General features: G+C 37.2%; 13 protein-coding genes. 8 read left to right on the forward strand and 5 right to left on the reverse strand.

Annotated features, from left to right (window positions below):
- Positions 1-336 precede the first annotated feature (336 nt).
- The gene (locus HY817_03055) at positions 337-2,511 is read right to left on the reverse strand and encodes a hypothetical protein (protein ID MBI4836213.1); all 2,175 of its coding nucleotides are present in this window, start codon (positions 2,509-2,511) and stop codon (positions 337-339) included.
- 239 nt (positions 2,512-2,750) lie between these two features.
- On the opposite strand from HY817_03055, the gene HY817_03060 reads away from it, so the two are divergent.
- From HY817_03060 to HY817_03090, 7 genes are all read left to right on the forward strand, one after another.
- Positions 2,751-3,533 carry a glucose-1-phosphate cytidylyltransferase gene (locus HY817_03060; protein MBI4836214.1) on the forward strand — a complete coding sequence of 261 codons (783 nt, stop codon included), beginning with the start codon at positions 2,751-2,753 and terminating at the stop codon, positions 3,531-3,533.
- Positions 3,534-3,549: 16 nt separating this feature from the next.
- Entirely contained in the window at positions 3,550-4,512 is a 963-nt protein-coding gene (locus tag HY817_03065; protein MBI4836215.1) for a GDP-mannose 4,6-dehydratase, read from the forward strand.
- A gap of 17 nt (positions 4,513-4,529) precedes the next feature.
- Complete coding sequence (locus HY817_03070; protein ID MBI4836216.1) at positions 4,530-5,429, forward strand: NAD(P)-dependent oxidoreductase; 900 nt, start codon at positions 4,530-4,532, stop codon at positions 5,427-5,429.
- Positions 5,430-5,434: 5 nt separating this feature from the next.
- The gene (locus tag HY817_03075) at positions 5,435-6,376 is read left to right on the forward strand and encodes a glycosyltransferase family 2 protein (GenBank protein MBI4836217.1); all 942 of its coding nucleotides are present in this window, start codon (positions 5,435-5,437) and stop codon (positions 6,374-6,376) included.
- A complete protein-coding gene (locus tag HY817_03080) occupies positions 6,363-7,670 on the forward strand; it encodes an FAD-dependent oxidoreductase (protein MBI4836218.1) in 1,308 nt (435 codons plus the stop codon). The genes HY817_03075 and HY817_03080 overlap by 14 nt, the downstream gene beginning before the upstream one ends.
- A 3-nt stretch (positions 7,671-7,673) precedes the next feature.
- Complete coding sequence (locus HY817_03085; protein ID MBI4836219.1) at positions 7,674-8,036, forward strand: EamA family transporter; 363 nt, start codon at positions 7,674-7,676, stop codon at positions 8,034-8,036.
- Between the two features lie 129 nt (positions 8,037-8,165).
- Positions 8,166-9,002: a protein phosphatase 2C domain-containing protein gene (locus HY817_03090; protein MBI4836220.1), complete on the forward strand. Its 837-nt coding sequence runs from the start codon at positions 8,166-8,168 to the stop codon at positions 9,000-9,002.
- An 18-nt stretch (positions 9,003-9,020) separates the two neighbouring features.
- Here the strand turns inward: HY817_03090 and HY817_03095 are convergent, their stop codons facing one another.
- The 4 genes from HY817_03095 to HY817_03110 form a co-directional block, all read right to left on the reverse strand.
- Positions 9,021-9,689 (reverse strand): hypothetical protein, encoded by a 669-nt coding sequence (locus HY817_03095; protein ID MBI4836221.1) that lies wholly within the window; start codon positions 9,687-9,689, stop codon positions 9,021-9,023.
- A gap of 17 nt (positions 9,690-9,706) precedes the next feature.
- Positions 9,707-10,375 (reverse strand): hypothetical protein, encoded by a 669-nt coding sequence (locus tag HY817_03100; GenBank protein ID MBI4836222.1) that lies wholly within the window; start codon positions 10,373-10,375, stop codon positions 9,707-9,709.
- 11 nt (positions 10,376-10,386) lie between these two features.
- Complete coding sequence (locus tag HY817_03105; protein MBI4836223.1) at positions 10,387-10,944, reverse strand: hypothetical protein; 558 nt, start codon at positions 10,942-10,944, stop codon at positions 10,387-10,389.
- 256 nt (positions 10,945-11,200) lie between these two features.
- Positions 11,201-11,548: a hypothetical protein gene (locus HY817_03110; GenBank protein ID MBI4836224.1), complete on the reverse strand. Its 348-nt coding sequence runs from the start codon at positions 11,546-11,548 to the stop codon at positions 11,201-11,203.
- Between the two features lie 172 nt (positions 11,549-11,720).
- On the opposite strand from HY817_03110, the gene HY817_03115 reads away from it, so the two are divergent.
- Positions 11,721-12,107, forward strand: coding sequence for a hypothetical protein (locus HY817_03115; GenBank protein MBI4836225.1), 387 nt, complete (start codon positions 11,721-11,723; stop codon positions 12,105-12,107).
- The last annotated feature ends 2 nt before the right edge of the window (positions 12,108-12,109 follow it).

The raw sequence follows: 12,109 nt of genomic DNA on the forward strand, positions 1-12,109 counted from the left end.
GGTGAATGATAGTAAAATGATAATTTTAAAGCTTATGAAAGGGTAGATGCTGCTATTATTAGTAATAAATTTTACTAGCATAGTGATAGGGAAGAATCCCATTGCCAGAGTGTGTTTCGCTAAAAGTGAACCTGTGGGATAAAAAATTAGATCACTGAAGTATGGGTTCTGTCCATTCCATATAGATTCACAGACGGACCATAAGTTCCAAACCATTTGGCCATAGTCGCCGTAAAATGGAGTAAGTAAATGAATGGGAAAAAGGTGAGTAAAAAGCATTATGGCACTTAGAACTGTGAATCCTATAAATGCCACAAAATAGTGAAGACGGTTCATTTAATTAATTCGAGAAATAGTGGTGTTTTTAAACATCAAAGCCAAAGATCTACGGTCATTTTTATCAGGTGTTCGTAATTCGCCATAAAACTTCACCTGGAATTCATGATTACCTTCCGGGAGAATAGGAGAAGTAAAGAGTGTAGCTGCTTTAGTCACATCTGCTGTGAAAATGGAAGTGTTTTTAAAAGTGATCTCCACCTTTCCTTGTTTGTTTTGCCAATTACTAATAGAAGTTGTGAATTGTGCCTTTTCGCCTTTGGGGACAATTATTTTTAAGCTTCCTACCTTTCCACTGAGCCAGGTTAAGTGGTTAGAACCATGCAGTTCTCTTTGTCCAAAACCGGTAAAGAGATAGACACTAGAGCTTTTGGGTGGGTAAATGAAAAATCCTGCGAGATTTGTGATGGGAGCTTCGGTATTGGCATGCTCTCTTCGATAATTAATCCATTGGTAGAACTGAGGATCCGTCGATGGAACCAATTTACTACCAAATAGGCTGAGGTCACCCACAGATGAATCTTTGAGGATGCTCAAAATAAGGTACGGATAATTGGGGTGACTTTCGTAGTCGATAATATTTGCCGGTCCATAATGGGCTTTGTTTTGAGCGAGATACTCAAAATCGTTCAAAGGGTTCTGATCATTATTAGTATAGGTTTCTAAACCTATTTTGTGATTGCGGTAGTTAGCGTAGATATTAGCAGCAGTTGATGGCAGTAGCGAAAATAATGTCAGTATGATTAATATCTTTTTCCATTTACTTTCTTTGAAATATGAAAATACGGCAAAACCTGCCAAGATAGCTATTAACCAAAAGCTCCAACTCACGACTTTGAAAATTCTCCATGAATGTCCTAATTCATTGTGAAATGGATCTAACTTCACAAAAGAAAAAATAAAAACTGATACTATTACAGGTATGAACAGTATCAATAAAAATTTTCTCAACTCGCTTTTTTCATGCCTGAAATATTTAAAAAATAAAAATAAATAGAAAAAAACAGAACCCATCCCCAGTAACATAAATAGCTTAATCGAGCTGTTTGCTATCAAATAAGGAAAATCTTGGCCAAAAAACACCATGAGATACCTCACTAGTGAATAGGATACATACCAGCCCACGTCATTAGATTGTGATGAGCTTTGAATGCCAAGGATAAACTCACGCGTTGCTATGGGGGAAATGATTAAAGTGGCTAGATGTGTGATGGCTAACTGGATCGTAATGATTTTATTGCTGGTCTTTTGGAAAAAGTAATGGAATATCAGTAATGCCGTTAGGCCCATGCCATAAAAAAGTGTAACTTCATGGTAGGTCAATACTAAGGCGGCAAAAAGAATTCCTATTGTGACAAAATGTTTTTTTGTGTGCTGAAAGAACTCATATAGTAAACCAGATAAAGTAATAAAAAGCATCACCCCAAAGGTTTGTGGTAGAAAGCCAATAATAATATTTTCGCTATTGAGATTAATAGCAATTAAACTAAAATAAAGTATTAATAAACATTCTCCAATGCTTCCTTTTTCTTCACGTAAACAAATATAGAAAAAGCTTAGTGATGTTATGAATGTAACAGCAACCATGCCCAAAATTGATGGATAGATTGAAATGGTGTGGGGAATTTGAAAAAGGGAGGATGTAAACGCTACAAAAAATTGTGCCCCCATGCGAAAGTGAGCTGACTCATAAAGTGCAGTATTATCTTGCCAAAAAGCTGTATCAAGATCTTTGGGTGTGAAATAACCAAAGTCGCGCAAATATTCTGCTATAGAAATATAGGTTGTGTGATCATTGAAAAAATGCGGTGCACGCTCCAAAATCATAGGAGCTAGAACTATGGCTGCATTTAAGCATCCAAATAAAATGATTGGAATGAGAATTCTTAAACTTATTTTTTCTTCATACATTCTTATACTTTTTCTTTTCCAAATCAAAGCAAAAAGAGCAACGGTAATAAGAGTCGTGAAAAGTGGTAAAGCTATCACATTTGTTCCGATGCCAGCGTAACTTAGATATCCTGTGCAAAGGCTGATAACTGCATATCCGACCATAGGGCTTAATAACAGCCTTTTCAGGAGGCTGGTCTTATGGAACAGGAGAGTTAAACCAAAGCCAATGAACCCGGTAAATACTACTATCAAGCAGCTGACTAATATAGGTTGTAGAAACATGGCCGATTGTTAATCAAAGGACAATTGTTCGGATCCAGCTATACCATATACTTCTATATGTCTGGAAGTTGAGTAAATAGCTGGACCTTTACATCGGATTCATTATATTGCCACGAATAGCTCAGTTTATTACTGAACTATGCTGTTTGAATTTTGCTAATTACAATCTAATTTAGCAAAGCTTTACAGGCAGTAAGCAGGTGCTATAGTGGTCCATGTTTAGTTACCTAATCGTTGATATGAAAACGGTGATTTTGTGTGGAGGTATGGGAACACGTTTACGTGAAGAAACAGAGTTTAAACCTAAACCAATGGTGAACATAGGAGGATATCCAATTATTTGGCATATCATGAAAATATATGCTCATTATGGTCACAAAGAATTTGTGTTGCCTTTAGGTTATAAGGGGGAGATGATAAAAGAATATTTCATTGGTTTTGATTGGCGAAATAAAGATTTTTCTCTCGATCTGGCTACACGAGATGTCAAGCTACATGCTAATGGTGGCATAACTGATTGGCTCATTCACTTTGTAGAAACAGGAGTAGAATCGATGACCATGTCGCGACTTTTCCAAGTCAAACATTTACTACTCGAAGATGAAGATAATGACGATTATTTTATGTTGACCTATGGTGATGGTGTAGCTGATATAGATCTTGATGCTTTACTTGAATTTCATAAAGAAAAAGGCAAAATGATTACCTTGACTGGTATTAACCCTCCTGGTCGTTGGGGAATTATTGAAGTAGATGCCAATCATATCATTACTGATTTTGCTGAGAAGCCACAATCAACCGAGTTTGTCAATGGGGGGTTTATGATAATGAATAAAGAAATATTCAAGTATGTCGATCAGAATAATTTAATGATTGAGGTTGATTTGCTTCCGAGGATGGCAAAAATGGGACAAGTTGCTCTCTATCATCATCAAGGTTTCTGGCAAGCAATGGATACCTATAGAGATTTTACTAAGCTGAATGAAATTTGGGAGACAGAGCACCCATGGAAAAAATGGTAATACTAATTTAGTGTCTATGAATGATTCTCATTTCAAAGGGAAAAAGGTATTTGTTACTGGCGGTACAGGTTTGGTGGGGAGTCATTTAGTGGAGAGCTTAGTAAATTTAGGAGCCAGGGTAATTGTACTGTTCAGAGAATTAAATCCGAAGTCATACTTTTTCTCTCAACATCTACAAGATAAAGTAACTCTAGTGGCAGGAGATCTGAAAAACTTCGAAAGGTTGGTTGATATTGTTACTAAGCATGAAATCGAATACATTTTTCATATTGGTGCTCAGGCTATTGTCGATACAGCCTATCACAATCCACTAGAGACTTTGGCATCGAATATTCTAGGGACTGCCCATATCTTGGAATGCGCTAGGTTGCATAAGAAAATAAAAGGGGTAATTATCGCTTCTAGCGATAAAGCTTATGGCAAGACTGCTGACCAATATACTGAAGACTCACCTTTGAAGGGTGATCATCCTTATGATTGCTCTAAAACATGTACTGATTTATTGGCTACTACATATTTCAAAACCTATGGAGTGCCTATAGCAATAGCTCGATGTGGGAACATTTATGGTCCAGGAGATTTTAATTTCAATAGAATTGTTCCTGGTATCATAGATGCTTTGCTTAATAATAGGTTATGGGAAATTAGAAGTAATGGTAGATTTGTCCGTGACTATTTGTATATAAAAGATGCTGTGTCAGCCTATATCACTTTGGGTGAAAATATAGAAAATATTAAGGGAGAAGCTTTTAACTTTTCTACGGAAGATAATCTGTCGGTATTAGACTTATTAGCTAAAACTGAACAGATTCTTAAGCAAAAAGTAAACTACAAAATTTTGGATATTGCAAAAAATGAAATTCCTTATCAAAAATTAAATTATACGAAAGCACAAAAAGTGCTTCGCTGGAATCCACAATATACTTTTGACTCTGCTATTTCTGAAACTTATTCTTGGTATAAGAATAATATATTGTAATTGGGATTGATCCTTTTATGTCATCTTCTAAGAAGAAAATATTAATTACGGGAGGCCGAGGGTTTTTAGGAAGGAATCTCCAGGAAGGTTTAGGTGATACCTATCATATTCTAGCTCCTGGCCATACTGAATTGGATTTGCTCGATGAAGGCCAAGTGCGACAGTTTTTAACTGAACATCGATTTGATGTAGTTATTCATTGTGCCAACCATGATGATTCCCGGAATTCTAAAAAAGATCCGACCATTGCTTTGAAGAATAATCTCTATATGTTTTTTAATTTGATAAAACATAAGAGTCTTTATGGCAGAATGTTTTATTTCGGCTCAGGGAGAGCATATGATCAGCGTTTTTATATTCCTCAAATGCCTGAAGAATACTTAGGTGAACATTTGCCCATTGATGATTATGGTCTATCTAAGTACATAATGTCCAAATATATTGAAAATATCCCTAATATCTGTGAATTAAGAATCTTTGGTCTTTTTGGTAAATATGAGGATTGGGAAATTCGTTTTATATCCTATGCTTGCTGTAAGGTGATGTTTGGCCAGGATATTGTGATCCATCAAAATAGGTACATGAGTTATGTGTGGGTTCATGACTTGATAAAGTTATTGAAATTTTTTATTGAAAAAGAAAGTTTGAAATACTCATCTTACAATATTTGTTCTGCCGAACGAATAGATTTATTGACTATTACCGATAAAGTTCAAAAAATAGCTGATAAAACCGTAAAGGTACTGCGGAGGGTTGAAGAGCTTGGTAAGGAATATAGTGGTAATAATAATCGTCTAAAAGAAGAAATCGGTGATTTTACTTTCACTAATATGGATGACTCTATTAAAGAATTGTATCAGTGGTATGAGGGAAATAAGGCAAGTATTGATGAAAGTTTGCTGCTACTTAATAAATAATAGTTATGGATAAAAAGCTGATTTCATTCGTGGTCCCTTGTTATAAGGAAGAAGAAAATATTCCACATACCTATCAGGAGTTAGTTGAATTGGCAAAAACTCTTACTAATTACGACTATGAAATTATCTTTGTGGATAATGGTAGTCCTGATAAGTCTCAGGAGATCATGAGGGAATTAGCAGCTAAAGATGCTAAGTTTATCCCTATATTTCTTTCTCGTAATTTTGGTCCAGAAACTACTATTTTGGCTGGACAACAACATGCCCGTGGTGACGCGGTGGTTTTTGTAGAAGCTGACTTACAAGATCCTGTTGAACTGATACCAGAATTTATTAAAAAATGGGAAGAGGGATATGATATTGTTTTGGGTCAAAGAAATTCTTCTGATGAGAAAGGACTGCTTTTTCCGATTCGGAAACTTTTTTATAAAATTTTACATAGTGTCTCCTACATTGATATTCCTATCAATGTAGGTACATTTAGTCTTATTACCAAACAGGTGAATGAAGCGATGAACGCTTTACCCGAAAAAAATAGATTTGGTAGAGGTATCCGCGCTTGGGTAGGATTTAAGTCGTATTTGATCCAATACCATCGTCATGAAAGAAAACGAGGAAAATCTTATTACAATCTATCACATTTACTGAAACATGCGGAAAAGGGACTAATTGGCTTTTCTACTTTGCCTCTAGAAATGCTGACTTATTTAGGATTGGCAATGGTGTTGTTGGCAGTTTTTGTAATTGTATTTTATTTTATTAGGTTCTTGGTATATGGCAATCCTTTTATTGGCTTTTCAACTATCGTGATGATGATTGCTTTCTTTAGCGGCATTCAAATTATGGCAATTAGTATAGTAGGGAAATATATTGCTGTGATATTTGAAGAAACTAAAAATCGTCCTCAGTATATAGTGAAAGAAATCATCAATTATGACCGAAAATAACATTTATGATGTAGTTATTTTTGGGGGGGGGCTAAATGGCTTATTCTTAGCCTATTTTCTACGCAAGAAATATCCTCATTATAAGATAGCTATTGTTGAGCGTGCTCCTCAGATGGGGGGCTTAATTGAAACTCAAAAAGTTGGTTCTGCTGAACTTGAAAAGTTTTATCACCATATATTTCTGACGGATACTATTTTACTGGAGACTATCAATACTCTTAATTTGGCTGATAAATTAGTATTCAAAGATAGTTCTATTGCCAACTTGAATCAGCAAGTCTTCCAGCCTTTCGTAACACCAGTAGATCTCTTGAAATACAAAGGTCTGTCATTTTTTACTAAGCTTAAAATTGGTCTCTATTCTTTATTGATTCAAAAGGATAGGAATGGTGATAAGTACGCTAATATCAATAGTAAAGAGTGGATTACTAAAAAGATGGGTAAAGAAGCCTGGGAGAAACTATGGGGACCTTTATTTGAGGGTAAATTTCATGACTTTGCTGCTAATTTATCTTTGAGCTTTTTATGGACACGTCTCCATGTTCGAGCTAACTCCAAGAAAACGGGAAAAGAGCAATTGGGCTATATGAAGGGTAGCTTCAGTCAAATTAGTAAGAAGATGGTAGAGCTACTCCCTACTATGGAGATAGTATTTTTCAATGGAGCCGAGATTCAAAAAATTACTAAAGCTGATAAGGACTATCAAATTCAAATAGGAGGTCAAACACTCAAGACTAAATTTATTATTAGTACTTTCTCACCTATTATTTTTAAGAAAGTTTTTCAGGAATTTATTTCTGCTGACTATTTAGCAAAACTTAATTCAGTAAAATATTTAGCAGTGATTTGTCCTACTTTTATTTTGGATAAACAACTAACACCTTATTATTGGACTAATATTGTCGATCAGCAAATACCTTTCAAGGGAATTATTGAGCAAACAAATCTGTTTGATTATCCCGAATATGAAAGTAATAAGATCGTCTATCTCTCACATTACCTTAAGCAAGATGATCCTTTATTGCAAAAGGATGATAATTATCTCAAAAGTTATTATTTGCAAAACCTAGAAAAAGCCGTAGGTAAAAAAGTAGAACCTAAAGATATTCGTATCAACAGGGCAATGTTTGCTCAACCAGTTTTTACACTCGATATGAATCAGGATATGATTAAATTCAAAACTCCTATAGATAATGTGTTTCAATGTACTATGGTAAATCTTTTACCTATGGAGCGCGGAATAAATAGTAGTATTCATATTGCTAATGAATTCGTAAATTCAATAAATTTATAAGCTATGTTCAAAATTATTGTCGTATTACTAACAGTAATTTTTAATACCACGGGAAATATATTACTGAAAATTGGTACGCAAAGCTTTGGCAATTTAGCCACTCTCAGTTTCGGAGAAAAAATAGTGTCTCTGATAACTAATCCTGCTTTAATTGGTGGTGTGATCGCCTATGGTGTCGGTATGATATTTTTTATTTTGAGTCTCTCAAAAATACCCGTTAGTGTAGCTTACCCTATGGTCAGCTTGGGCTATGTGACAGTAATGATGGCTTCATATTTCTTTTTGAAGGAGCCCATTACTGCTTACAAAGTGCTTGGAATTGCAATAATATTTGTGGGTATATTTTTTCTGATTAAGGAAGCATAGAGCTCATGAGTCTCAAATCGCCATCCTGCAACTAGTTCAGATGAATGTCTTACATACCAAACTATAGACATTTTCTTTATAAGAGTTTATTCTGGTGGGATAACTAAATTCTTACGTAAGTGCTTTTTTATGAAGATAGATGCTCTCTATGATAAGGGATCAGGACGCGTCAATGAAGATGCTTTCTTAATTAGTAAAAAGAGGTTTGCCGTATTTGATGGAGCTTCTCCCTTGGTGCCTTATATAGACGGAGAAGGACGCACTGGTGCTATGATTGCTGCTTCTTTGGCACGAGATGCTTTTGAGCATGAAAGCATGTCTCTTTTAGCAGCAGCACGTAATGCTAATGCCAGTATTCGAGGCGCCATGAGAAAAGTGGGGGTCGATATCTGCCAAAAGACGGCTCTATGGGCTACCAGTGCTGCTGCAGTGGAGTTGCATGGGCCAGAGGATAATCCTACTTTTGCCGATTGGTTACAGATTGATGATAGTCTTATAGTGGCAATTTATAGGGACTCAACACATGACTTGTTGGCTGCACATGAGGATCATGATCAACAGACATTAGAGCTTTGGCAGAAAATGGTTAGAGAAGAACGCATAGAAGCCCGAGGTGCCCTACAGTCGCCATTAATGCAGGCTCAATTTCTCAGGGTAAGAGCAACTATGAATGTTCATTATGGGGCTATAGATGGAGAGCCTGAAATGGAAGAGTTTCTTCGCCATGGTAGATTGGATTTACGTCAAGTGGCGCACCTTTTACTTTTTACGGATGGATTTTTGCTCCCGAAGAAAGATGCCAGCTCGGCGGTGGATTTTAAATTGCTTGTAAAATTTTTTTTAAAAGGCGGTTTGAAAGCAGTGCACGAACATGTGCGAACATTAGAATCGTCGGATCCTTATTGTACTAAATATCCGCGGGTGAAAGATCATGATGATATTGCTGCTATTGCTGTGACTTTCTAAAGCAGATTCTGTTAATAACTACTTACGGAATATATAATGTTTCATGGTGGTGAGTTGGCTCACTAATATTCTATCACCTCGCACTAAATCCATATCAGCAATCCTTTCCTTAAAGTGAACTGAGCTTTTTGCCACAGCATCACGCACAGCCTCTAGAGGAATCTTTCCTTGAAATCGCATAGGACTAGAGTGAATAAGATGTTCGCGTGCATATACTATCCGAGCATTAAATACATCAGCTGGTAAGGCTTTCTTTAGGTCGGCGCGCATTTTGTCTCTAATTCTTCGCATAGTATTCGTCGGGCTATCCTCAGCTATAATAGTAATAGCATTGGCGCTTACTTCCACGGCATTAAAGGTTACTTCATCTGCTTCAATAAGATCAGCAATTTCTCTAAATACTCTATCGTAGATATCAGCATTTTCTTCAAATATTCTTTCGTGTTCCAATTCTTTGATACGAGGGTTAATAAGAGTTTCTATTGTGGTATGAGCAACATTACTCGGGAACCTGTAAATTGCAGTTCGTAGTTCCTCGCGAAGATTGGTACAAACTTGCTCTTGAAATCTTGCGATTTCACGTTGAGCTGGGAGAGAGAATCTTCTAATCAACGCAAATCCTCTTTTGCCTGGAGCCGGAACGCGATCTATTTCATCAGAAACTTTAGTCAGTTCTATATTCGGCATACGCTCTGAATTAATTTCTAGCTATTAGAGCCAAGTAACTTATAGGTGGCTCTTATTATATATGGTTCTAATGCCATATTCATACTACGAACAATATGAATAGTATCTACAGGCTGGGTGAAGTTTGGTCGGTGGGCACTCGCAACAGCTTCCTGTATTGCTTGTAAAGGGACTTGGCTTCTAAAGCGAATCGGTGTGTAGTGAATTATATCCTTACCTACTTTTCTTCTGGCATCGCTAACTCTATGGCTAACTTGAGCGTCAACATCATTGCGATATCTATCTCTAATCTTTTGTACTATTTCAGTGGGATCTTCAGCTAAAATAATAACACAGTCAGAATTTGTACGTGCGTACTTAAAGTGTACCTTTTCTGGTGCGGTATCACGGGTGATATTGGAGACTACAGTATTGTATATTGGCCAACCTTCAGTAAAGATGGCGTCATGGTCTAATTCAGCCCTAGTAGGATCAACAATGCTATCTAGTGTGATATGCGCTGAGGTGGGGGCATGTAATAATAAAGCGTCACGCAACGCTGGTCTAAGTTCAGCGCAAACAGCTTCTTGCCACTCAGCTACTTTTTTTTGCGCTTCACGTGAAAAAGCAATGATGGTACTAGCAGCATAGTGACCTTTTGGTAATGAGGTCATTCTGTCGCTAGATACTTTTGTCATCTCTTGCATAGTGGGTGCATTTATATCTGTGTTGCAAAAGGAAAGCTTGCTACCTCATGCCAACCACTGACAGGGCCTTCAGTTTGCCATAAACCAATAGCATTAACTGTAAAACGTACATTTCTGATTAATGCTTCTTCCTGTTTAAGAAGTTCTTTTAGTTGATCCACTTCTTCTTTTGTTAAGCCATCATATGCCAAGCTTATGTGGGGAAAATAAGGGCCTCTATTGGAGCCAAGAACATGCTGAGCCGTGTCATAAGCTGCCATTACAGGTGGAGTTTGAATTACGGGAATGAACAGTGTTTGATGCAGAACTCCCAGGTTAGAGCTGAGTTGCCCGTTTCCCACTATTTCATAAGGTCTCAGTCGTGCTGCAATTTTACGAGTCTGATCTCTTACTGAAGCTTCTTCACCTAAAACACTTCCAATTAAAGTAGCATGCACAGCAAACTCTGGTGTGCCATGTACTTTTGCTAAACGGTTGATCAATGGGTTGACATCTCGATGGGCTGAACTATCTGCCTTAGGTAGAAGCCATAAAGAGTGTCCTTTGCCTTCCAACTGTGGTCGTGCCATAATATTTTTTAGGTTTTTGTATTATGGCATCAAGTAGCTCGTGCGTCAACTGTGAAGTTTTCAGAGTTGAAATAGTTGAGTCTAGGAAAGAGGCCGAATCTAAGCTAATGTCATTAGCTTTTTTACTTAATGCTCATATTCTGTACCAAAGTGCCTAATTGTCTTGTATCAGGACTTATTCCTAATGTTTCTGGGCTAATAGCATTTGGAATATTAAATTGAATATACCAAGCTTTAGTACCGTGAATAGCGAAAGTCAGATGGAGGCGGTAATTGGGGAGGATTTGAGGAATTGGTAGGTAAGAAGGATACGCATATAGTGGAGAAAGTAGCCCGTGAGTGATCTGGGAAATGAGCTGACGAGATGGAGATGTTCTTTGAGATAGTCAAAGACCGACTCTATCTTGGAACGAGCGTTGAGCAGTCGCCACTGCCACCAGGTCATGAGTTGTGTCTTCTGGGTGTAGTGAGGAGGAGCAAGTACTAAGATGCCAAACTTTTCCCAAATCTTTTCTCGCATCACATGGGCTCCATAGGTGCTATCCCCAATAATAATACGCATCGTGGTTCGCATCAGTACGGGTAGCATTTGTGCGTCATGCATGTTCGCTGGAGTATCGCAATGCTCGAAAGAAGACCCTGCGGAGTAATAGTAGCGTGGAGTTTAAAACCATAGTGCCACCCTTGATGATTCTTTCCCTCCAAATAAGTATCGATCTTTTCTTTAAGGAGTGTATAATACTAAGATTGTGAATTTTGAGTAAACTGGTTTTTATATGAAAGTGGAGCACATTTATGATAAAGGATCTGGTCGTTTCAATGAAGATACATATCTTATTATTGACGATGAAAGATTTGCTGTATTTGATGGAGCTTCACCATTAAAACCTTATCAAGATACTCAAGGACGTACTGGTGCTATGATTGCTGCTGCTTTGGCGCGAGATGCTTTTGCTGTGGAGCGAAGTTCTCTTATCGAGGCTGCACGAGAAGCAAACGCTCAAATCCGTAAAGCAATGCATGGAGCAAATATTGATATGTCGCAAAAAAAACATCTGTGGGCTACAAGTGCTGCCGCAGTGAAGTTACATGGACCAAAAGCTAAGCCAGATTTTGCAGACTGGCTACAGATTGACGATAGTTTGCTCTCATGTCTAGAATAACG

Source organism: Candidatus Abawacabacteria bacterium, assembly GCA_016207805.1.
In the GTDB taxonomy this organism is placed as follows: Bacteria; Patescibacteriota; Gracilibacteria; order RBG-16-42-10; family RBG-16-42-10; genus JACQZO01.